Genomic DNA, 21,794 nt, shown 5'->3' on the forward strand with positions numbered 1-21,794 from the left:
GATCCTAGGCTTTCGAGCCTATGTTTAAAACAGATGCTGCCCGTCATGCACGATATACACTTTACTAAATCGTCTTAGGTGGCTGCCTTTTTAGATAGACATTACTAATAATAAAATTATTAAGTACTATGTGAAAAATATCTATAAGCACTGATTTATACAGCAGGTACATCGATAAGTGATTTATCAGCCATCTCATTAGCCATATTTAGTGCTTGGTATAAGCTGGTTGCACTCGCACCGCCGCTTCCTGCCAAGTCTAGCGCCGTACCATGATCGACAGAAGTACGAATATAAGGCAAGCCCAATGTTAGATTGACGGTGTCGCCAAAACCGTGTGATTTGAGTACAGGCAATCCTTGGTCGTGATACATGGCAATGACCGCATCACAGTTTGCTAAATGTCTGGTGGTAAATAACGTATCCGCTGGCATCGCCTCTGATATATTGACGCCTGCATCGATGAATTCTTGCAACACGGGATTGATAATCTCAATCTCCTCGCTCCCCAAATGTCCGCCCTCGCCTGCATGTGGATTGAGGCCGCAAACCAAGATACGAGGCTGCGTGAGACCAAACTTCTCTCTCATATCATCGATGACAATTTGTACCGTTTGACGTACATTATCGGCAGTAATCGCAGCAGGGATGTCCTTTAATGGTAAATGCGTAGTGACAAGCGCTACTTTCATCGCTTGATTGGCCAGCATCATGACGACCTTATCACAGCCGCTTTGCTGCATAAAAAACTCAGTATGACCACTAAACATGGTGCCATCTAGCAGCTTGATATCTGCATCTATCAACGCTGACTTTTGCAATGGCCCAGTGACGATGGCAGCGACTGTATTATTTATGGCCAGTTTATGAGCAATAGCTAACTGCTGAGCCACCATCGCTGAGTTAGCGATATTGATTTGCCCGCAGACAACGGGTGCGGCACAAGGAATATTCAGTAGGATAAAAGCACTATCAGCTTCTATACTCTGCTTTGAGATCTGCTCTACCAAGTTAACATCGACATTTATATCTGTATTGATAGTATGCCAGCTAGGTGTGCTTTTGAGCACGCCCGCCGCGACCAACTCCTCCGCGCGAGTTTGCATCGCTTTAGCATCAGCAGTCACCCAAATTGGCCGAGCAAAATCTTGCAACTTCCCCTCTGCTGCTAGTCCTAGTACTACGTCCATGCCAATACCCGCAGGCTCACCTGTAGTGATTAATAGCGGTCGTTTTCCTTTTGTCATAACAATAGCCTTATGTTATTCAAATTATTGATTTTATTATATTTATAATTGATTCTTTAAGTTTTTACACTTAGATACCTTATGGTATTTCTTAGTTCATAAAAAACAATCACTTCAGATTTAGTTCTTTATCAAGTCTAAAAAACCACATTATGTGTTAAACTTTCGCATCTGATTGTAGCATTTACAGACAAACCTGAGACCGCGTTTTGGTACTTCTATCGTAGAGGCGCGCTACGTTTGTATTGCTCTATCATCGACATCCTTTTTCATACCCATTTTAACTCATTAGGCACTCATGGCAGAAAACGACAAAACCGACGACTTACTCAATCAGACACCGCCGCACAATATTGATATTGAAAAGGCATTGCTCGCGTCTTTGATGAGTATCGAAGAGGCGTACGACAAGATTGCCGATATTGTCACCAAAGATGACTTTTATGCTGGGCGACATCAATATATTTTTGATGCCATTGCCCATTTGGCGGCAGTGAATGAGCCTTATGATACAGTCATGGTACACGACTGGTTAGAAGCGCAAAAGCTACTCAAAGGCGCAGGTGGTGACAGTTATTTGGCTGATATTTTGAGCCAAAGTCCTGCGACCTTATTTAACCTGACTGCCTACGCTCAGCGTGTGCGTGAACTATCAACCCTACGCCAGCTGATTACCACTGGTAATGACATGCTGACGCTTGCTTATAATCCAAAAGACCAAAGCGTTAGCGACATTCTCGATAATGTCGAAGGTAAGATATTTAGTATCAATGAGCAGCATAACAAACGCGCGGAACAGCGCGGACCTGTTGGTATTACCTCTGTCTTGACCAATGTTATCGATAAGATTCAAGAACTAAAATCTAATCCCGATGGCATGATTGGTTTGCAGACACCATTTGCCGAGCTGAATAACAAAACCCAAGGCTTGCAAGCGGGTGACTTGATTATTGTCGCTGCGCGTCCTTCGATGGGTAAAACCACTTTTGCGATGAACTTGGCAGAAGGGATTTTGTTTAATGAAGATTTGCCAGTCGTCGTATTTTCGATGGAGATGCCTGCGGAATCTATCGTCATGCGTCTGCTGTCCTCATGGGGCGCGATTAACCAGACGCACCTACGTTCTGGGCAAATGAATGAAGATGAATGGGCAAAAATGATGAACGCCATTCAACATTTGCAATCAAAGCATTTATATATTGATGACAGTACCGCCCTACCGCCCTCTGAGATGCGCTCTCGCTGTCGCCGTATTGCCAAAAATCATGACGGTCGCTTGGGTGCTATCGTAGTCGATTATCTTCAGCTAATGAAAGTGCCAAGTCTAGATGGTAACCGTGTTGGCGAGATTTCTGAGATTTCTCGTAGTCTAAAAGCACTAGCGCGTGAGCTTGAATGTCCCGTGATTGCATTGTCACAGCTTAACCGTAGTCTAGAAAACCGTCCGAATAAACGCCCTATTATGTCGGATCTACGTGAGTCTGGTGCGATTGAGCAGGATGCCGATTTGATTATGTTCATCTATCGTGATGAGGTTTATAATGAAAACTCGGACCATAAAGGCGTGGCGGAAATCATTATTGGTAAACAGCGTAACGGTCCTATCGGTACTATTCGTCTAGGCTTTGAAGGTCAATTTACCCGCTTTATCAATCTAACGCCAGAGTACTACCAAGGCGTCAGTTTTGAGAATGATGAGTAATCTATTTTATAAAATTTAAGTCTGACCAAGACTAAGTCTCATATAAACTCAGGTTTAACCATAGGTTAATGAATAATTTTATATAATCAGTTTTTAATACAATAGCCAGTACCGCATCAACCCAATCGATGCAGTACTGGCTTTATAACTTCATAATTCTACTCATATAGAAGGCGATTATGCGCACAATTACTATAAAACCAAAAGCCCTTACCCATAACCTAAATCAAGTCAAACAACGAGCACCTCAGTCTAAAGTGTTGGCTATGGTCAAATCCAATGCTTACGGGCATGGCGTGGCGGCAGTCTTGCCAGCCCTGCAGCAAGCAGATGGTATTGGGGTCGCGACTTTAACCGAAGCATTAGAAGCCAGACAGCTAGGTTGGGAGAAAACCATCGGTCTAGTAGAAGGTGCATTTAGCGCTGATGAGTGGCAGCAAGCGATTGATCATGAGATTAGCTGCGTGATTCACCACGGACCACAGCTAGAATGGGCCCTGCAAAATGTCCCGCCAGCTGGCAGTGCAACTAATGTGGTTTGGCTAAAATACAATACGGGTATGAATCGCTTAGGCTTCAATGCTGAGGGTGTTTTATCAGCAGCAAAGCGTCTACATGAAGCAGGCTATCAACTGATATTAGCGACGCATTTTGCCAATGCTGATGATCATGATCATCCATTAAATGCCATGCAGATTGAGCGTTTCTCAAGCGTACTAGCGACTTTGAAAGACACCATTAGCCCAGATATCCAAGGCTCATTATGCAACTCTGCTGGTGTCGTTAACTTCCCAGAGTACCATTATGATTGGGTACGCCCAGGCATTATCTTATACGGTAGCTCGCCTGTGGTTGATAAAAGCGCACAAGAATTAGACTTGCAGCCTGCGATGGAATTTAGTGCTCAAATCATTGCTCTACAAACCGTTAGCGCCAATGATGCGATCGGCTATGGTAGCCGCTGGCGTGCGCAGCAAGACACTAGGACCGCTTTGGTCAGCGTTGGATATGGAGATGGCTATCCACGTGTGGTTACTGATGATGCGTATGTCACTGTTATGGATGCTAACGACAATCAAAGCTACCGTTGTCCTGTGATTGGACGCGTGGCAATGGATATGATTGTCATTGATATCAGTAGCGCACCTGAGAGTCTTGCTATAGATAGCAAGGTCATGCTCTGGGGCGATGCGCCGCGTGTCGATGAAGTCGCATGTCATGCTGGGACGATTAGCTATGAGCTGTTATGTCGCCTAAGCATACGTCCAAACCGTACACAGGCATAATCATTAGCGGCACAGTCATTAGCGTACAAGGTATCGTGGCTTATTAATATGATTTCGATCTATTTGGCAAGCCATTTGATCTTGATAAAAATGAACGTTTACATTGAAAGTAAATACGCTATACTAAAAGTTTGTTGTCAACCCAGTATACGCACTGACGCGATGCTATTGAAGACTGATGACGTTTCACTGACTGCGATCGACTGCTAGGATTACTATGAGTTTGCGCCATTTTTTAACCTTATCTGATTTAACCAAACAAGAACTAGAAAACTTAATCAAACGCGCAAGCGAATTGCGTAAGATGCAACACGCAGGCGAGATATACCAACCTTTTGTTGGTCGTACGCTTGGCATGATATTTGAAAAATCTTCAACGCGTACCCGTATCTCATTTGAGACGGGCATGGGTCAATTTGGTGGTAACGCCATATTTTTATCACCAAACGATACACAGCTTGGTCGCGGCGAGCCACTAGAAGACTCAGCACGCGTGATTTCTAGCATGGTTGATATCATCATGATTCGTACCTTTGGGCACGAAAAAGTTGAAACTTTTGCTGAATACTCAAGCGTACCGATTATCAATGCATTAACCGATGACTATCATCCATGCCAGTTGCTCGCTGATATGCAAACCTATTACGAGCATCGCGGTAGTATCGAAAATAAGATTGTGACTTGGGTCGGTGATGGCAACAATATGTGTTCATCATTTATGCAAGCTGCCAATCAGTTTGGTTTTGAATTACGCGTGGCAGCGCCTTATGGGTTTGAGCCTGATCCGAAACTTATGGAACGCTTCTCACACTGCGTCAGTCTGGTAGAAAACGTACAAGATGCGGCAAAAGATTCTAACTTAATTGTCACCGATGTATGGGCAAGTATGGGTCAAGAATCAGAGCAAAACACACGTGCACGTCGTTTTGCCCCTTATCAAGTGACGCCGTCTCTATTAGACAAAGCTGACCCTGAAGTGGTGTTTATGCATTGCTTGCCAGCCCATCGCGGCGAGGAAATCTCTCATGACATGCTTAATGACCCACGTTCTGTCGTTTGGGACGAAGCTGAAAACCGCTTACATGCCCAAAAAGCATTGATGGAGTTTTTACTTAAAGACAAAATCAAGTTGCCTGCATAACTTAGGCTATTTTATAAAAAGACAATGAAATAAATAGTAAGATAACTTGCTAACACACTCCTAAATAAGTTTCTAAATAAAAAAGCCGTCCAGATCTGGACGGCTTTTTTGGTTGTACAAACAATTTAGAAATAGATTAACGCGTGAGCGTTGTCACGCCATTAGCACCTGCTTTTAGCAGAACGTCTGCTTGGTTTGCCGCAAAGATACCATTACAGACCACACCTACGATATTATTTAGCTCTTTTTCGAGCGCGATTGGATTACTCACATCCAAGTCATAGGTGTCTAAGATAACGTTACCATAATCAGTGACAAAGTCTTCACGATATACTGGTTCACCGCCCAATTTTGCCAATTGGCGAGCCACATACGAGCGTGCTTGTGGTAATACTTCAATCGGTACTGGAAACGCGCGACCTAATATATCAACACTTTTACTATCATCGACCATACAGACGAATTTGTTCGAAGCTGCTGCCACAATCTTTTCGCGAGTCAATGCACCGCCGCCGCCCTTGATAAGTTGCAAGTGCTCATTGACTTCATCCGCACCATCGATATAAACATCCAATGTACCAGCAAAGTTTAAATCGACTATTTCGATACCAAGCGCACGAAGTTTGTCTTCTGTCACCTGTGAGCTAGCGACAGCGCCAGCAAGCTTCAATTGTGGCAACAACTCAATCAAACAGTTGACCGTACTACCTGTCCCTACCCCAAGTATCATATCGTCTTCGATATAGCTTAGAGCAGCTTTGGCCGCGGCTTGCTTTTGTGCTTGCTGATCACTCATCATAAATCCTTGGAAAATAAACGTATGGTCTTAAAAAAAGTAAAAGGCTAAAAGAGGTAAAATGCGCGGCTATTATAACCGATGATATTAACGGATGTTAGCGCATCATGACGCTAATTTGTGAGTCCCATCGTGCCTAGCTAAGGCTTAACTTAGGCAAATACCTGCACTTCATGTAAATTCAAGCACGAAATCCCAAGAAAACTGCAATTGAGTCTTGCAAGATACTAAAAATCGGCATAGGCTAATCTATTTCGTTTTTATATTCATCTACACTTTTTATATTCATTCTGTTTAGGGATTACTATGCTGTCACACTGGGTACGAGCCATCTTACAAGCCACCGTCTATGACGTTGCTATTCAAACACCACTTGAAACGGCGCCCAAGCTGACCCAACGTTTTGCCAATGACATTCGATTTAAGCGTGAAGACTTACAACCAGTCAAATCATTTAAATTACGCGGTGCCTATAACCGCATCAGTCAGTTGAGCGATGAGCAAAAAGCGCGTGGCGTCATCTGTGCTTCAGCAGGTAATCATGCGCAAGGCGTGGCTTACTCTGCGCGCAAATTATCTTTGAATAACATTATCGTCATGCCAACCACGACTCCTGACATCAAAGTAGATGCGGTAAGAGCACTTGGTGGCAATGTAGATCTGCACGGTGATAGTTTCGATCAAGCAAACCGTTATGCGATTGACCGCGCTGAACGTGAAGGCCTTACTTTTATTCCGCCTTATGACGATGAGCTAGTCATCGCAGGACAAGGTACCATCGGTCTTGAGCTGACCCAGCAGTGGCGCAATATGGACTATGTGTTCGTTGCCGTTGGTGGTGGTGGCCTAATCTCTGGTGTGGCTGCATTCTTAGGCGAAGTGGCACCACATGTAAAAGTGATTGCGGTAGAAGCCGAGCAGTCAGCCTGCCTAAAAGCAGCGCTTGAAACAGGTGAACGTGTCAAGCTCGAGCAAGTAGGATTGTTCGTGGATGGGGTGGCAGTGGCGCAGATTGGCGAATTACCTTTTGACGTCGTCCGTACACAAAAAAGCGATAACTCAGGTCCTATCGTTGAGCCTGAAGTGATCACTTGTACCAATGATGAAGTGTGTGCGGCTGTCAAAGACATCTTTGAAGAAAACCGCAGTATCGTTGAACCTGCTGGCGCGTTGTCAGTCGCGGGTATGAAAAAATATATCGAAGCCAATAATATTCAAGATAAAAACTGCGTCGGTATCATTTGCGGTGCCAATATGAATTTTGACCGCTTGCGTTATATCGCTGAGCGTACCGAAATCGGTGAGAAAAAAGAAGCCATCTTTGGGGTTACTATTCCTGAGCAAACAGGCGCTTTCTTGAACTTCTGTCGCAGTCTACATGGCCGTAACATCACAGAGTTTAACTACCGTGCTGACAGCAAAAAATCACCAGATTCAATGGAGCCTGCTTCAATCTTCGTCGGCATTGCTTTAAAAGAAGGCGAAAAAGAGCGTCAAACTATCAGTAACCAATTGTCAGACGATGGCTATACTGCTCACGACCTGACTGATGATGATATCGCCAAATCACATATCCGTCACTTGATTGGTGGTCATGCTCATGTCGAAAACGAACAATTGCTACAAGTGGTATTCCCAGAACGTCCAGGCGCACTGCTAACGTTCTTAGAAAAATTGGGTGAAGATTTCAATATTACTTTATTCCATTACCGCAATCATGGGGCTGCTGAAGGTCGTGTACTGGTTGGCCTGCAAGCCTCTGAAGGCAATTCTCGTCAGTTACAAGACGCACTTTTAGATATTGGTTATGACTGTGCCACGGTCAATGACAATATTGGCTATCAGTTGTTTTTGAGATAGTAAAAATAGATATCATATTTCTTACCTAATGGCAGTTTTTAAGTCGATTAAAAACTGCCATTTTCATATTAATAATTATGAGCTGGCAGGTATGGCAAAGTGATAAACAAAGTATTAGTGATATTGACATGTCTGATTTTCGTGCTTATAGGTTATAGAGTCCTTCAACCTAAAAATACGATACATCAGCCTGCAATCAATGCAGCAGCAGATATCGTAACGCAACCTACTCTTACCTCTACTGACGTTGATAATATTGATGACATACCGCCAACATACGTTGATTTAGGTACCACTTCAACATCAGCGCCCACTGCCACTCCACTCTTATCAACACAATCGGGCTCAAGCTTTTCATGTGATGGCAGAACACATTGCTCACAAATGACATCCTGTGCAGAAGCCACCTATTTTACAAACTACTGTCCTAATACCAAAATGGATGGTAACCACGATGGTGTACCTTGTGCACAACAATGGTGCAACTAAACCACAGTCATCAAATCTATTTGCAAATATTAAAGTTGCCCTAATATTGTTTATATAAAACTATGATTTAATATAAAAACGAATGCAGAGTGACTCTTATGAAGAAAAATGCTAATGCTGATGATAATAACCAAGGTTTGGTGAAAATCCGTCTCGATAAATGGCTATGGGCAGCTAGGTTTTATCGTACACGTACCCTAGCCAAGCAAGCGATTGAAAGTGGACGCGTGCACTATGCTGGTAGCCGGGTAAAAACCAGTAAAGAGATTTCAGTCGGAGATGAGCTAACCATTCGCCAAGGCTCAGCGACCGCGATGACCGAAAAGACGGTCGTTGTTGAGGCGCTATCTGCACAGCGTGGCAATGCGACAGCCGCTGAGGTACTATATTCAGAGACAAAAGAGAGCGAGACGCGCCGTGCGTACTATGCCGAACAGCGCAAACTGGCCAACCTTGCTCGTCCTGATAACAAACCCAATAAGAAAGAACGCCGCGATCTACAACGTTTTAAAAGTAATCAAGATTAAAACCGTTTCATTATTTCGCCTTTTGGTCATGCATCATATGGCCAAATTTTCATTGTTAAATGACGCTATTGTTTAGTCTCTATCCTTGCCATTGCAAGCATTAAGCGTTACGCTAGCAGCTGATTCAATCGATTGCATGCTAATAAAAGCCGCATTAACAATGCTGGTCTCTTATAGCATGTTTTTTTTGTTATAGAAGGTCATATTATGCTGATGAAAGCCTGTACTCCCTCGTCTGTATTATTGGTATGTTTGGGAAATATCTGCCGCTCCCCTACTGCTGAAGAAGTTTTTCGTCAGCAAGCAGCGATTGCTGGACTATCTATAAAAATAGACTCAGCAGGCACCAGTGATTGGCACGTTGGCAGTGCGCCTGATGCTCGCTCGCAACGTCATGCTAAGTCACACGGCTATAAAATCAATAAGTTGGTCGCTCGTCAAGTCAGTGCCAATGACTTTCGTGATTTTGATCTAATTCTAGCCATGGATTCACAGAATCTAGCTGATCTGCAAGCTATCAAAGATGGCATTACAGAGTCAGAGGATAATTTGGCAACACTAGCACTGTTCAGTGAAGAAGACCCTACCTATTGCGGTAGCGATGTGCCAGATCCATATAAGGGCGATAACGATGATTTTGAAGAAGTGATTGAGCGTATCGAATCAAGCGCCCAAGCTTGGATAGAAAGCTGGAAAGCCTGCTAGCCATACCGTCTATATTTCTGCTACTCTTGCATCCGGTATGCTCTATAATAGCTACCTTATCATTTGTTATCCTTTTGCCACATAGGCTATGTTATGACCCAAGCTTCGCGCCTTAACCACAGTACTCAGTCTACCATCAGCTCTGATGTTTCGAATGTTTCAGCGTCTGCCGTAATCAATGATTCAATCGACTTGTCACATGACAATACTATGGCATTGGCCTGCGTTGCTGACTCTGTCGTGACATTAGAGAATGAGGCGCAGCTTGACGGTTTTATGGCAGCTTATATAGAGGATACAGCAGACAAATTGCCACTGTTTGTACTGTCCGGCGGTAGCAATGTTTTATTGCCTGCAGCGTTAAAAGCCATAGTATTGCAGCCAAAGATTCGTGGTATTCATCTGACCAATCAAACGGACGATTATGTTGATATCGAAGTTATGGCTGGCGAGAACTGGCATGATTTGGTTGTACATACGGTCAATCAAGGTTGGTATGGATTGGAAAACCTTGCACTAATACCGGGTCTGACGGGCGCGGCACCCATACAAAATATCGGTGCATACGGCGTACAATTGGAAGACCGCTTACAGTATGTACGCGCCTATCATTTGCCGACACAAACTTGGCACCATTTGTCAGCTGCTGATTGTCAATTTGGCTATCGTGACAGTATCTTTAAACGCACACCAAACACATGGCTTATTAGCCGTGTAGGTTTCAGATTACATACTGATCCTGCCAATATTTTAGCCAGTTATGGCGATGTACAGACTGTGGCGCAGCGCTATGCGGAGCAACAAGGGCGCGAGCAAGCGATGCCTCATGATGTTATGCAAGCCATTATAGATATTAGACAACAAAAGCTACCAGACCCTAAGCAGCTACCTAATTGTGGCAGTTTTTTTCAAAATCCTATTATCGCTCAGGAGCAATTCACAGCGCTGCAAGCAACTTATCCAGCTATCGTTGGTTACGCGATGCCTGATGCAATGGTAAAGGTTGCCGCAGGTTGGCTCATTGAACAAGCGGGATTAAAAGGCGGCGGGATTGCACCTATTTTTACGCATAAGCAGCAAGCACTAGTACTGACCAACCATACGCCTCAGCAAGCCACGCAAGAGGATGTAGCTATAGCGCAAAAACATATCGCTGCTACTGTCTATGAGAAATTTGCCATTCAATTGTCACGTGAGCCAGTCTGGGTAAATGCTGATGGCTCAATTGGATATGCTGAGCATGTGGCCTAAAAAATCATGGTCTAAGCGGCTATTATCTAAGCGATTATGGCGATATTACTTGCGGTTTTCTGAACGCATGGTGACGCTATTCCGCATTATCAATATTACTTTTATACTAGGCTCAACTTCCGTCATTTTAGTGATTATTAGCCTATTTACCCCGCTATTTTCGCAAGCAATCGTTTATATCTTTTCTCTACTGCCGCTACCTGATATGCCTTCTGCTGCCATGAGCTCACCGCCTACCGCCTATGTAGTCCTAGGCGGCGGTCTGACCAATGACCACAACAACCAAATCATCCTAAATCGCTATAGTCTCAATCGTGCTCGTACCGCTGCAGGTGCTTACCATGACTTACCTCTACCGATCGTACTGAGTGGCGCCGAAGCTCCATGGCTCGGTCAGTGGTTGATGGAACACGGTATCGACGGACTGATCAGTGAAAATGCCAGCATGAATACATGTGAAAACGCTCGTTTTACGGCCAAACGTATTCCGTTACGCCATGTATATCTGATTACTGATAGCTATCATATGGCACGTGCACGCAGACAGTTTGCCTTAAATGGTATCAATAGCACACCACTTCCTGCGCCATTACCAGTGAGACGCGACTGGATGAAGCCTGCCCACAACTTAAGTCACTCACGGCGCGCTGTCTATGAGGTCGCAGCCTACCTGCGCGATGTGATACGTCCCCAGATGGACTGTCGCCATGCCAATGATGTGACTTCACAGCAGCTATTGACACCAAGAGGCAATGCTGCAAAAAACTCTGACGAATAAACGTTAAAGATGTATACGATACTATTGAGAGACTCGTTCTAAATGCTACCAGTCATCCACTACATTTGTGATGGGTGTATAATAATAAGAGACACTGCTATTTAAGAGATTTGCCATGCTCAGTATATTTTTATTAATTCCATTAAGTCTCATGCTGTTTGTGGTTGCTATTTGGGCAGTGCGTTATGCGGTCAAGTCAAATCAATTCGAAGATCTGGACAATGCATCACAGCGTATTATATTGGATGACCGTCAAGAACGCCGCCAAACCATGCATGCTCACGAACGCTCAGCACCTACCCAGCAACAAGGTCAAACAGCGGCAACTGATGGAAATAACGATAATTCTGAGATAGATAAAAACTCAGAAATCTAATCTTATCTACCTTATAAATGCGTAATTTATTGGTGCCGTTTTATTAAATAATTCAGCATTAGCAAGTTCGCCCTTTACCATTCTTAGGAGACGCATTCATGACCATCGCTTTACTTGTGGCGGCATTACTAATGGGATTCTTTGGTTCACCGCATTGTTTAGGCATGTGTGGCGGTCTTGTGACCGCATTTGGTCTGTCTATGAAAGATGTTAGCCCCGCCAAACGCCGTGCTTTGGTGGCTACTTACCATCTTGGACGTTTAACGAGTTACGCATTACTGGGTTTAATCGCAGGGCTTATCGGTATTACTGTATTAAAGCCATTAATGATGAGTAATAGTACACCGCGTATTTTATTGGGATTGGTACTGGTATTCGTCGGTGTGACGATGCTTGGTGCACCGTTTTTGACTAAGCTCGAACGTTTTGGTATGCGCTTTTGGCAATATCTTAGCCCATTGCGTCAAAAGGTATTTCCACTCAATACTTTTCCGCGCGCACTAACAGCAGGTTTGCTTTGGGGCTTTTTGCCTTGTGGTTTGGTATATGGCGCTCTACTAATCGCGGTCGTTGCTCATAATCCATTAAGCGGTGCTGCGTTGATGTTTGTCTTTGGTCTAGGAACCATACCGATGTTGGTTGCGACGCATGAAACAGTTGGTTGGCTACGTGATAAGATCGGACGTTTTCGCTTAAGACAGTTAAATGGTGCAGTTATGGTAATATCAGGTTTGGCAGTAGCAGTCGTGCCGATGGTCATGGCAAATATGCATGGCGGCCATGGTGAGATGAACCATGGTAGCCACGCTGCGATGATGTCTGATATGGACTCTCACGACATGAGCCAAATGAATCATGATATGGATATGACAACAGACATGGGTCACAACATGCAGGATATGGACAACCATATGGATCATAGTATGCATGACATGAGCGATGAATCAATGGACATGAATCACCATGAGCATACTGAAATGATGGAACATGCTCAATAAAGTTATCGGTAACAGATACTATTAACACTTCGCATATAAAAAAGCCCTCAATACCATGTTTGATATTGAGGGCTTTTGCTTGTTAGGTAGTGCTCAGTTTATAGCAATTATTCCTGCCACTGCTCAAGCGTAAACTTGGTCTCTAAATGCTTTTCTAATGCCGGTATATTAAAGGCATCATCCTCACTCACAAAGCTGATACTAATACCTGTCTGGCCCGCACGGCCCGTACGACCAATGCGATGTACATAATCATCTGGTTGATCAGGCAAAGTAAAGTTAACCACATGGCTGATATCATCGACATGGATACCGCGCCCTGCTACATCTGTCGCCACCAAGATAGATGCGTGACCATCTTTAAATCGCTGTAAGTACTTCTCACGTTTTTGCTGAATGACATCGCCCGAGAGCATCACAATATTATGCGCTTGACGCAGCTTGTGATACAGACGCTTTACTTGGTCTTTACGATTGGCAAAGACGATGACCTTCTCTACTGCTTCATCAGTGATGATACGCTGCAAGGCATCTAGCTTTTGATCTTCTGTCAGCAAATAAAAATGCTGATCTACTAACTCGCTGGTCTTGTGTTCAGGCTCAATTTCAACAAACTGAGGCTCATGTAACCAACGATAGGCCAAATTCATAACATCTTGGTTAAAGGTTGCAGAAAACAACAAGCTTTGACGATCAGTATTGGCCGGCATTCGACCAACTAGGCGCTTGATATCAGGAATGAATCCCATATCTAACATACGATCTGCTTCATCGAGTACCAGTACCTCTACTCTATCTAGATACACCATGCCTTTGTTTGCAAGATCAATTAGACGGCCAGGCGTCGCTACCAAGATATCAACGTATTGACGTTCAAGCTCGTGCTGCTGAGTTTCATAGTTAGTACCGCCCATAATACAAACACTATGTAGCGAGGTATATTTGGTTAATGCAATGCAGTCATCAAATATTTGCTGAGCCAGTTCGCGAGTTGGCGCCATGACCACAGCGCGCGGCTCACCAAGATAGCGCTCTTCGTCGTTGGTAAATGGACGCTTAAGCAAGGCTTCCATAATAGTCAGTAGAAAGGTCGCTGTTTTTCCTGTGCCCGTTTGTGCCTGTCCGATAGCATCTTGACGTACCAATGTATGCGGTAGTATCTTTGCTTGAATGGGCGTCAATTCAGTAAAGCCTAGATCACTTACTGCACGCAGGGTCGCTGTTGAAAGTGGCAAATCAGTAAACGTTGTAAAATTGCTCAAAAAAATATCCTTTTAAATGAATTGCTTGTATTTTATTAATTATAAATAGGCTCACAATGAACCTTTATAGTGTCAAATATAGCGTTTAAACCGTGAGCAGTAAGAGTAGCTTTATCAAGTCTGCAAACTACCACCAGACATATAGGCATAAAAAAAGCCAAGCCCAAATCCAATCCTACCAAATATGCTGCAGTTCACTCAACATAGGTAAGATAAGATGGGCTTGACTCAGTAGTATATCAGTAGTTTGTACAGACATTATAACTAAACCGCTTTAATGTCTGAGTAAATTACTCTTCTATCTTTCTGACTTCTTCAGCTTGCAGACCTTTGTCACCTTCTACTACGCTGAACTCAACTTTTTCGCCATCTTTTAGAGAACGATAGCCATCACCCTGAATCGCGCGGAAATGGACAAAAATATCTTCTCCGCTGTCACGTTGAATGAAACCAAAGCCTTTTGAGTCATTAAACCACTTAACGATACCTTGCTCACGAGCTGACATAATATTACTTCCTAAAAAAGTCCGCTTAGCCCTAGCTTCCTTTGCGACATTGCATATAAACAGGGTCTAAGATTATGAAATCAAAAATTAAGAGTATTACTACTCTACTTATCATCGTCTATGCAGTACTTTAATTACCTACATAATACTTCCATAACGAATTCGCCAAACGCCCTTATCGTCACGAAATTTGATGATAGCAACAAACTTGCAATATTTATTGCATAAAAAATATCATAGCACGGGTTTTTAGCAACATAAAGACTTTTAATATGCTTTTTGATATCTAAATAATTTTTTAGACAAATTTTTATAACCTAGCTGGCAAGCTGTTATGATAAAGAGCAAAATGCGTTGAAGCCATTTTAGCTTGACGCCGCGCACCTTAGATTATTCTTATATTATAATAAATTATTAACACCGCTCAATAGTTACCGAGACCATTATGACCTCCTCTACTCCATCAAAAACAGCCGAACAATCGACTAACGAAAACTCAAATCAAATACTGACTCATAAATTACTACTGGTAAACGGCGTAAATCTGAATTTACTAGGTAAACGGGAACCGCATATTTATGGTCATACGACACTTGCTGATATAGAAAAGCAACTAGTTGAGCGCGCCGCACGCCACGGTGTAGAGTTAATATGCATACAGTCCAACCATGAAGGTAAGCTAGTAGACGACATTCAGCATCATGGATTATTGGCGGATAAATCTGCCCAAATTGACGCTATTATTATCAATCCGGCTGCATTTACGCATACTTCAGTGGCTCTACGCGACGCGCTATTGGCCACCCAAAAGCCATTTATAGAAGTACATTTATCCAATGTTCATGCCCGTGAACCTTTCCGTCATCATTCATATCTAAGTGACGTTGCAGTCGGAGTCATTTGCGGCTTGGGACAATTAGGCTATCAAATGGCGCTTGATTACTGGTTGAGCAATATGTATGCAGTTGACACAAACAAATGATATGACTGTGCTTACTTTTTTGTAAATGATTACTCGCGTCTTCACACATTAGTCAAACAGTAATCTTGCAATTAAAATAATAGAATTACGACTGAGCAAATAACCCATTATACGGTGACATGAATGGCAAAATCGTCCGGAAAACGCTTTATGAAACTCGCTGGCATGACAGCGAGTATTGCTGGCAAAGCCGCTAAAAACTCATTTAAGCATCTCTCAAGTGACGAAGAAAAACGTCTGCAAGCTCGCTCAGATCTGATGCAAGACGTGGGCGTTCAAATTGCTGAGACATTGGGCGAGATGAAAGGCGCAGTGATGAAGGTCGGACAGATTGCTTCACAATATAAGGATGTGTTCCCGCCTGAGGTTGCGTCAGCACTTGAAAAGCTACAGAAAGATGCGCCGCCAATGCCGTATGCGCAGATACGAGCTCAAGTTGAACGCGAACTGAAAGCGCCAATCTTAGAATTATTCAGCGAGTTTGAAGAGACACCCTTTGCCGCAGCATCTATTGGACAAGTGCACAAAGCGACGTTGCCATCGGGTCAAAAAGTGGTAGTTAAAGTCCAGTATCCTGATGTTGATGAAAACTGTGATAGCGACCTCAAACAAGTACGTATGGCATTAAAAATCGCTGGCGTGCTCAATATGAGTAAGCAACTACAAGAGCAGCTTTTTAATGAGATTCGCCAGAGCCTGCATGATGAATTGGACTATGTTAAAGAAGCTCATAACTTACGCGTATTCGGCGCTTTTCATGCAGAAGATGAAGGCCTTATTATTCCAAAAGTGATTAGCAGCCATTCTTCTAGACGGATTTTAACGTTGACCGAAGAGATGGGAGAGACATTGACTGTCGCTGCGACATGGGACAATGACGTCAAACAAAAAATAGCAGAGCGTCTGTTTCATTTTACCGCAGGGCAGCTGTTTGGGTTGTACCGTATGCACTGCGACCCTCATCCAGGTAACTTTGCGTTCCGTCATGACGGCAGTGTCGTGGCATATGATTTTGGGGGTATCCGCAGTTATAGTGATAGCGAAGTGCAGCTATTCAAACGCTTTGTCAAACATGCGCTAAGAGGTGACGTTACTGCACTTGAGCAAGATTTGATTGCCCTAGATATTCGCCGTGAAGATGACAAAAACATCCCTGGCGAGTTTTACGAAAAGTGGCTATCTATCGGACTCAAACCTTTATCCATTAGCCCCTATCAAGAAGGCGAATTTGATTTTGGCAGTAGCCAAGTCCATCACGAGGCCATTGCACAGATGCGTACGTCTTTGAAGTACTTTGGTCAGTTTCAACCCTCAGCTACCACTATGATGCTAGACCGTACTGTATCAGGACAGTACTGGAATCTGGTCAATCTAGGCGTCGAGATCGACCTGTCTCCACTGGTTGATGAATACATCGATGCGTAATATATTCATGTACTTTCACGATTAAATCTATCTTTAGATATGTAGCGCGTGTCCACAACGATCGCAAAAGTCTGCCCCTACTGCATGGCCGAACTTACCACAGTTTGGACAAGTCACTGGGTTAAGTTGTGGACGCATGTTACGTGCTAGCTCTGATGTGAAAATACCTGTTGGTACAGCAATAATCGAATAACCAGTGATCATGACCATGGTTGCAATTGCTTGGCCGAGTGGTGTTTTGGGTGACATATCACCGTAGCCAACCGTCGTCATCGTAACAACGGCCCAGTAGATAGACAATGGAATACTGGTAAATCCATTTTCCGGCCCTTCTACCACATAAATAATTGAACCAAAGATGGTTACTAACAATACAAGCGATAGGAAGAAAACCGTAATTTTCTGCTGACTGGTTTTTAATGCGGATGCCAAAAACCCAGCCTGTTGCATATAAGCTTTGAGCTTAAGAACACGGAACACACGTAAAATACGTAATACCCGTATCACGAGTAGATACTGCACGCCTACAAACATTAGGCTCAAATAACTTGGCAATACAGACAGTAAGTCTACTATTCCAAAGAAACTAAAAGCATATCGTAAGCGGTTGGGTGCTGAAAACAGCCTTAACGCATACTCAATGGTAAACAAAATGGTAAAAAACCACTCTGCATAAAAGAACAACGTGCCATACTGCAAACGCATATATAGCACACTATCAAGCATGACGACGGCCACACTGGCTAAAATTGCAATCAGCAATACAATATCAAAGAGCTTACCCAGACGAGTATCTGTGCCTTCAATAATGATATGCGTACGGTTACGCAAGTGTGTAAGAGCTTCGGCGGTTGGTTGCTTCATAGAATCAGTACTTTATAAAATCAATGGCTTGATAGCACGCAATGACTTAAAATGTGATGGATAAGGGCAAGTTGGTCAAAATAGCTAAAACTGGTTTATAATATCGCTCACCTATCACAGTGAATACAATCTATAAGTTGCCACAGTGTAGCAAAAAAGCACTCTCAACAACATACAAATCATTAACGTGCCAGTAGCGCTACTACCTCAAATAGACAAAGTAATGATAGTATAAAATTAGGCAATCAGATACCGAAGGTTGTTGTTGATCACTCTTTTTACCCATAAAAATAGTACGTAGAACTTAAGGATGTTATATGGCAGGCCATTCAAAATGGGCAAATATTAAACACCGTAAAGCCCGTCAGGATGCAGTAAGGGGTAAGATATTTACCAAAATTATTCGTGAAATCGTTTCAGCTGCCAAACAAGGCGATCCCGATCCTGACAAAAACCCACGCTTACGTGCCGTTATCGAAAAAGCCCTATCCGTCAATATGACGCGCGACACGATTAATCGTGCTGTCGATCGTGGCACAGGTGGCGGCGATAATGAGAATATGGAAGAAGTCAGTTACGAGGGTTATGGTGTTGGTGGTGTGGCTGTATTGGTCGAAACCATGACGGATAACCTTAATCGTACGGTCAGCGAAGTACGTCATGCTTTTACCAAGAATGATGGTAATCTTGGCACATCAGGCTCAGTGGCGTATTTATTCACTAAACGTGGCGAGATCACTTTTAACGATGTCAGCTTAGAAGATGAAGTCATGCTCGTTGCACTAGATGCGGGCGCCGTTGATATCGAAAATGATGGCGAAAGCTTACTCGTTATCACTGAATGGGAAAGCTTCGGTCAAGTTCAAGATGCCCTTAATGCGGCTGGTCTTGTTTCTGACAATGCCGAAGTCACTATGTCACCATCTACCACGGCTGAGATCGACAATGTTGATGATGCTGAAAAGATCATAAAGATGATTGATATGTTGGAAGATGCCGATGATGTACAAGAAGTTTATACTAACGTGAACTTCTCTGCGGAAGTCATGGCTCAGCTTGAAGCATAAGCGTATTAATTGTTCAATAAAAAGGCCCAGATACTAAAAGTATTTGGCCCTTTTTTATTAAGACAGATTTGGACTCAGTTTTACGTCCAACTTCCTTCTAGTGCTAATAAATACTCTTTTTTATCTAGCCCGCCTGTATAGCCACCAAGTTTGCCATCGCTTGCAATCACTCGATGACAAGGCACGATAATGCTAAAAGGATTTTTGCCATTGGCCTGCGCAACCGCACGGAATCCCTTTGGACTGTTGACACGCTGCGCGAGGGTAGCATAGCTAATGGTTTCGCCATACTCAATACCTTGCAGTGCCTGCCATACTCTTTGCTGAAACTCAGTGCCCATAGAAAAATCCAAAGGCAAGTCTAACGTCTTACGTTTACCATCAGCATAGTCTTTAAGTTGAAAAATCGTTTCTATTAATAACGCTTGAGCAGGTTCATTCATGCTTAGGCTATTTTTATCTATAAAGGTAAAGTCTTCATCTGTCAGACCATAGTACTTTTTAAGTTTGGGTACAGATTTTGAGCTATGCCATGAGTTACCTGCTAGCAGCCAGTTGGCTTCAACGAGCATAGGCTGACCATGCCCATTGACACGAGCAATCAGTGTTAATCGATGTGACCCAAAGGCTGCTGTGGTAACTATCATAGCGTCTACTTCCCTATTCTTTTCAAAATGATTTACCAGCTAAAACTGGCTATTTTATTCTTTATCGTCGGTCTCGAACAAAGCGGCGACAAATTGCTTCGGACTAAAAGAACGCAAGTCATCAATCGACTCACCCACACCAATATAACGGATAGGCACATCTGTCGTTTCGGCAATATTAAATACCACACCACCTTTAGCAGTACCGTCTAGTTTGGTAATAGTAATACCTGTCAGTGGCACAACTTTATTAAACAGCTCAACTTGGTTGATAGCATTTTGACCCGTGCCAGCATCCAGCACAATCATACCTTCATGCGGGGCACTTGGATCCGCTTTACGCATGACACGTACGACTTTCTCTAACTCTGCCATCAAATGCGTTTTATTTTGCAGACGTCCAGCAGTATCGGCGATAAGCACATCGATATTTTTTGCTTTGGCTGATTGCATCGCATCAAAAATGACAGAAGCGCTGTCAGAACCATGACCTTGCGCTACCACTGGAATATTATTGCGCTCGCCCCAAATCTGTAGCTGCTCAGTAGCTGCTGCACGGAACGTATCACCCGCTGCCAGCATGACTGACTTGCCCTCACCTTGTAGACGCTTGGCAAGCTTACCAATCGTTGTGGTTTTCCCTACGCCATTGACACCTACTACCAATATAACAAACGGCTTTTTGCTAGTATCAATCACCAATGGCTCAACTTTTGGCGTTAGGATATCAACCAATTCACTTTGCAATGCTTTATATAAAGAATGAGCATAGATCAAGTCACCACGATCTGTTTGCTCGGTGAGGCTCTTGATGATACGGTTCGTCGCGTTGACACCAATATCAGCTACCAATAGCTGATCTTCGACTTCTTCTAATAGCTCGTCATCAATCTCTTTACCACCGATTAAGATGCTGACCATGCCTTCGGCTAAGTTTTTGCGTGACTTACTGAGGCCCGTTTTCATACGGTTAAACCAGCTGCCCTTTTTCTTATTCTCTTTAGTCTCTTGTGACTCTGTAGCAGGCTCTTTGCTAGTAGCTGCCTGTGTGTCGCTGTCAGCTACCGGGTTTACACTTGGCGTGTCACCCAATTGCTCTTGCAATGGCATAGCAGGAATGGTTGACGCAGTGTTAGTTTCACTTGTAGCGGCTGTCTCTGTAGCGCTTGAAAAGCTTTCAGAATTACCCTTAGGGACGTTATGCTCTTCTGTCATAACAATTGGTGTCGCCAAAGCAATATTGTCTGCAGCATCATTGCTAGAGACGTCTTTATTTACCGTACTGCCCTTTTGTGGAACAACATTCTCTGTTTTATCAATAATGGGCACAGATTGCACCGGTAGACTGGGTAAGGTAATATCATCGTCATCTAAGTCGTCAAGACCCGCATCAAGGTTAATGACTACGCGGTTGCTATTGTTTGGGTTGTTCATAAGTTTGCCCTAAAAGTTATCACAATCAATTATTTGTTTATTGTTAATGGATTTATAGGTTGTCATCTGGCTACGAGCGACATGACGCTTAATTTTGACCTATTTTAGCATAATTCAAGTCATGCTCAGCCCTTACCCTATTAGACTATCTTCAAAATTTATTTGTTTAAAAAATCACTCGATGATTTGAGAAAGTTTTGCTTAAGGTTTGGACACAAAATTCTGACCTGTTACTTGTCAGACTTCGCCTACTCTACCAAGACTTATTCGATAAATACTTATTAGGAATCCGTTATGTCATTATTCTCTAAGCACTATAAAAAAATCAGCAGCATCAGTGTGGCTGTTTTATTAACGACGACTATATTGGTGACCGGTTGCACCACGACGCAAGAGTTTAGACCGACTGCTAGCGTTATGGTTGGTGCTCAGACCTCTTTGTAATGCCTTC

Annotated in this window: 23 protein-coding genes; 15 read left to right on the plus strand and 8 right to left on the minus strand. The window is 43.3% G+C overall.

The annotated features are described in order from the left end of the window. Positions 1–155: 155 nt before the first annotated feature. Positions 156–1,247: a 4-hydroxythreonine-4-phosphate dehydrogenase PdxA gene (pdxA, locus tag AK824_RS07640; protein ID WP_057760391.1), complete on the minus strand. Its 1,092-nt coding sequence runs from the start codon at positions 1,245–1,247 to the stop codon at positions 156–158. Between the two features lie 298 nt (positions 1,248–1,545). On the opposite strand from pdxA, the gene dnaB reads away from it, so the two are divergent. The 3 genes from dnaB to argF all read left to right on the plus strand — a co-directional run bounded on the left by dnaB (position 1,546) and on the right by argF (position 5,376). Continuing rightward, the gene (dnaB, locus tag AK824_RS07645; protein ID WP_057760393.1) at positions 1,546–2,949 is read left to right on the plus strand and encodes a replicative DNA helicase; all 1,404 of its coding nucleotides are present in this window, start codon (positions 1,546–1,548) and stop codon (positions 2,947–2,949) included. 179 nt (positions 2,950–3,128) lie between these two features. Continuing rightward, on the plus strand, positions 3,129–4,235 hold the full coding sequence (alr, locus tag AK824_RS07650; protein WP_057760396.1) for an alanine racemase: 1,107 nt from the start codon (positions 3,129–3,131) through the stop codon (positions 4,233–4,235). A 217-nt stretch (positions 4,236–4,452) separates the two neighbouring features. Beyond that, complete coding sequence (argF, locus tag AK824_RS07655; RefSeq protein WP_057760398.1) at positions 4,453–5,376, plus strand: ornithine carbamoyltransferase; 924 nt, start codon at positions 4,453–4,455, stop codon at positions 5,374–5,376. A 136-nt stretch (positions 5,377–5,512) separates the two neighbouring features. Here the strand turns inward: argF and rpiA are convergent, their stop codons facing one another. Then, positions 5,513–6,172 carry a ribose-5-phosphate isomerase RpiA gene (gene rpiA / locus AK824_RS07660; RefSeq protein WP_057760400.1) on the minus strand — a complete coding sequence of 220 codons (660 nt, stop codon included), beginning with the start codon at positions 6,170–6,172 and terminating at the stop codon, positions 5,513–5,515. Positions 6,173–6,478: 306 nt separating this feature from the next. Here rpiA and ilvA point away from each other — a divergent pair, with 306 nt between their 5' ends. Next, complete coding sequence (gene ilvA, locus AK824_RS07665; protein ID WP_057760402.1) at positions 6,479–8,032, plus strand: threonine ammonia-lyase, biosynthetic; 1,554 nt, start codon at positions 6,479–6,481, stop codon at positions 8,030–8,032. Positions 8,033–8,217: 185 nt separating this feature from the next. Here ilvA and AK824_RS13635 read toward each other — a convergent pair whose 3' ends face one another. After that, positions 8,218–8,439: a hypothetical protein gene (locus tag AK824_RS13635; RefSeq protein ID WP_057760403.1), complete on the minus strand. Its 222-nt coding sequence runs from the start codon at positions 8,437–8,439 to the stop codon at positions 8,218–8,220. Here AK824_RS13635 and AK824_RS13445 point away from each other — a divergent pair. From AK824_RS13445 to AK824_RS07700, 7 genes are all read left to right on the plus strand, one after another. Beyond that, the gene (locus AK824_RS13445; RefSeq protein WP_082624687.1) at positions 8,417–8,521 is read left to right on the plus strand and encodes an excalibur calcium-binding domain-containing protein; all 105 of its coding nucleotides are present in this window, start codon (positions 8,417–8,419) and stop codon (positions 8,519–8,521) included. The genes AK824_RS13635 and AK824_RS13445 overlap by 23 nt on opposite strands. 98 nt (positions 8,522–8,619) lie before the next feature. Next, positions 8,620–9,048 carry an RNA-binding S4 domain-containing protein gene (locus AK824_RS07675; RefSeq protein ID WP_057760405.1) on the plus strand — a complete coding sequence of 143 codons (429 nt, stop codon included), beginning with the start codon at positions 8,620–8,622 and terminating at the stop codon, positions 9,046–9,048. A 207-nt stretch (positions 9,049–9,255) separates the two neighbouring features. Then, a complete protein-coding gene (locus AK824_RS07680; RefSeq protein ID WP_082624602.1) occupies positions 9,256–9,753 on the plus strand; it encodes a low molecular weight protein-tyrosine-phosphatase in 498 nt (165 codons plus the stop codon). 210 nt (positions 9,754–9,963) lie between these two features. Beyond that, complete coding sequence (gene murB, locus AK824_RS07685) at positions 9,964–11,004, plus strand: UDP-N-acetylmuramate dehydrogenase (RefSeq protein WP_264753511.1); 1,041 nt, start codon at positions 9,964–9,966, stop codon at positions 11,002–11,004. 49 nt (positions 11,005–11,053) lie between these two features. Beyond that, a complete protein-coding gene (locus AK824_RS07690; protein ID WP_227511134.1) occupies positions 11,054–11,782 on the plus strand; it encodes a YdcF family protein in 729 nt (242 codons plus the stop codon). A gap of 115 nt (positions 11,783–11,897) precedes the next feature. Next, positions 11,898–12,158 carry a cbb3-type cytochrome oxidase assembly protein CcoS gene (gene ccoS / locus AK824_RS13705; protein ID WP_057760411.1) on the plus strand — a complete coding sequence of 87 codons (261 nt, stop codon included), beginning with the start codon at positions 11,898–11,900 and terminating at the stop codon, positions 12,156–12,158. A 98-nt stretch (positions 12,159–12,256) separates the two neighbouring features. Next, a complete protein-coding gene (locus AK824_RS07700; protein ID WP_057760413.1) occupies positions 12,257–13,156 on the plus strand; it encodes a sulfite exporter TauE/SafE family protein in 900 nt (299 codons plus the stop codon). Positions 13,157–13,263: 107 nt separating this feature from the next. Here AK824_RS07700 and AK824_RS07705 read toward each other — a convergent pair whose 3' ends face one another. Together AK824_RS07705 and AK824_RS07710 are read right to left on the minus strand one after the other, a co-directional pair. Further along, the gene (locus AK824_RS07705) at positions 13,264–14,418 is read right to left on the minus strand and encodes a DEAD/DEAH box helicase (RefSeq protein ID WP_057760415.1); all 1,155 of its coding nucleotides are present in this window, start codon (positions 14,416–14,418) and stop codon (positions 13,264–13,266) included. A 290-nt stretch (positions 14,419–14,708) separates the two neighbouring features. Next, positions 14,709–14,924, minus strand: coding sequence for a cold-shock protein (locus AK824_RS07710; protein WP_057760416.1), 216 nt, complete (start codon positions 14,922–14,924; stop codon positions 14,709–14,711). 445 nt (positions 14,925–15,369) lie between these two features. Here AK824_RS07710 and aroQ point away from each other — a divergent pair, with 445 nt between their 5' ends. Continuing rightward, positions 15,370–15,906, plus strand: a complete 537-nt coding sequence (gene aroQ, locus AK824_RS07715; protein ID WP_057760418.1) for a type II 3-dehydroquinate dehydratase — start codon at positions 15,370–15,372, stop codon at positions 15,904–15,906. Positions 15,907–16,029: 123 nt separating this feature from the next. After that, a complete protein-coding gene (locus AK824_RS07720) occupies positions 16,030–17,331 on the plus strand; it encodes an ABC1 kinase family protein (protein WP_057760420.1) in 1,302 nt (433 codons plus the stop codon). A gap of 33 nt (positions 17,332–17,364) precedes the next feature. On the opposite strand, the gene AK824_RS07725 is transcribed toward AK824_RS07720, so the two are convergent. Further along, positions 17,365–18,195 carry an ion transporter gene (locus tag AK824_RS07725; RefSeq protein ID WP_057760421.1) on the minus strand — a complete coding sequence of 277 codons (831 nt, stop codon included), beginning with the start codon at positions 18,193–18,195 and terminating at the stop codon, positions 17,365–17,367. A 317-nt stretch (positions 18,196–18,512) separates the two neighbouring features. Between AK824_RS07725 and AK824_RS07730 the strand changes: the two genes are divergently transcribed. Further along, positions 18,513–19,262: a YebC/PmpR family DNA-binding transcriptional regulator gene (locus AK824_RS07730; protein WP_057760423.1), complete on the plus strand. Its 750-nt coding sequence runs from the start codon at positions 18,513–18,515 to the stop codon at positions 19,260–19,262. Positions 19,263–19,342: 80 nt separating this feature from the next. Here the strand turns inward: AK824_RS07730 and AK824_RS07735 are convergent, their stop codons facing one another. Further along, the gene (locus AK824_RS07735; protein ID WP_057760425.1) at positions 19,343–19,909 is read right to left on the minus strand and encodes a methylated-DNA--[protein]-cysteine S-methyltransferase; all 567 of its coding nucleotides are present in this window, start codon (positions 19,907–19,909) and stop codon (positions 19,343–19,345) included. Between the two features lie 54 nt (positions 19,910–19,963). Next, a complete protein-coding gene (gene ftsY, locus AK824_RS07740) occupies positions 19,964–20,875 on the minus strand; it encodes a signal recognition particle-docking protein FtsY (protein ID WP_413772218.1) in 912 nt (303 codons plus the stop codon). Between the two features lie 762 nt (positions 20,876–21,637). Between ftsY and AK824_RS13540 the strand changes: the two genes are divergently transcribed. After that, positions 21,638–21,787: a hypothetical protein gene (locus tag AK824_RS13540; protein ID WP_156410696.1), complete on the plus strand. Its 150-nt coding sequence runs from the start codon at positions 21,638–21,640 to the stop codon at positions 21,785–21,787. The last annotated feature ends 7 nt before the right edge of the window (positions 21,788–21,794 follow it).

This window comes from Psychrobacter sp. P11G3 (genome assembly GCF_001435845.1).
In the GTDB taxonomy this organism is placed as follows: Bacteria; Pseudomonadota; Gammaproteobacteria; order Pseudomonadales; family Moraxellaceae; genus Psychrobacter.

Bases quoted from the DNA above. Each gene is read 5' to 3' on its own strand.
- AK824_RS13445 (WP_082624687.1), top strand. From the start codon at position 8,417: ATGACATCCTGTGCAGAAGCCACCTATTTTACAAACTACTGTCCTAAT.
- AK824_RS07730 (WP_057760423.1), top strand. From the start codon at position 18,513: ATGGCAGGCCATTCAAAATGGGCAAATATTAAACACCGTAAAGCCCGT.
- AK824_RS07710 (WP_057760416.1), bottom strand. From the start codon at position 14,924: ATGTCAGCTCGTGAGCAAGGTATCGTTAAGTGGTTTAATGACTCAAAA.
- AK824_RS07725 (WP_057760421.1), bottom strand. From the start codon at position 18,195: ATGAAGCAACCAACCGCCGAAGCTCTTACACACTTGCGTAACCGTACG.
- ccoS (WP_057760411.1), top strand. From the start codon at position 11,898: ATGCTCAGTATATTTTTATTAATTCCATTAAGTCTCATGCTGTTTGTG.
- rpiA (WP_057760400.1), bottom strand. From the start codon at position 6,172: ATGAGTGATCAGCAAGCACAAAAGCAAGCCGCGGCCAAAGCTGCTCTA.
- ftsY (WP_413772218.1), bottom strand. From the start codon at position 20,875: ATGAAAACGGGCCTCAGTAAGTCACGCAAAAACTTAGCCGAAGGCATG.
- aroQ (WP_057760418.1), top strand. From the start codon at position 15,370: ATGACCTCCTCTACTCCATCAAAAACAGCCGAACAATCGACTAACGAA.
- AK824_RS13540 (WP_156410696.1), top strand. From the start codon at position 21,638: ATGTCATTATTCTCTAAGCACTATAAAAAAATCAGCAGCATCAGTGTG.
- dnaB (WP_057760393.1), top strand. From the start codon at position 1,546: ATGGCAGAAAACGACAAAACCGACGACTTACTCAATCAGACACCGCCG.
- AK824_RS07700 (WP_057760413.1), top strand. From the start codon at position 12,257: ATGACCATCGCTTTACTTGTGGCGGCATTACTAATGGGATTCTTTGGT.
- AK824_RS07720 (WP_057760420.1), top strand. From the start codon at position 16,030: ATGGCAAAATCGTCCGGAAAACGCTTTATGAAACTCGCTGGCATGACA.
- argF (WP_057760398.1), top strand. From the start codon at position 4,453: ATGAGTTTGCGCCATTTTTTAACCTTATCTGATTTAACCAAACAAGAA.
- AK824_RS07680 (WP_082624602.1), top strand. From the start codon at position 9,256: ATGCTGATGAAAGCCTGTACTCCCTCGTCTGTATTATTGGTATGTTTG.
- AK824_RS07735 (WP_057760425.1), bottom strand. From the start codon at position 19,909: ATGATAGTTACCACAGCAGCCTTTGGGTCACATCGATTAACACTGATT.
- pdxA (WP_057760391.1), bottom strand. From the start codon at position 1,247: ATGACAAAAGGAAAACGACCGCTATTAATCACTACAGGTGAGCCTGCG.
- murB (WP_264753511.1), top strand. From the start codon at position 9,964: ATGGCATTGGCCTGCGTTGCTGACTCTGTCGTGACATTAGAGAATGAG.
- AK824_RS07675 (WP_057760405.1), top strand. From the start codon at position 8,620: ATGAAGAAAAATGCTAATGCTGATGATAATAACCAAGGTTTGGTGAAA.
- alr (WP_057760396.1), top strand. From the start codon at position 3,129: ATGCGCACAATTACTATAAAACCAAAAGCCCTTACCCATAACCTAAAT.
- ilvA (WP_057760402.1), top strand. From the start codon at position 6,479: ATGCTGTCACACTGGGTACGAGCCATCTTACAAGCCACCGTCTATGAC.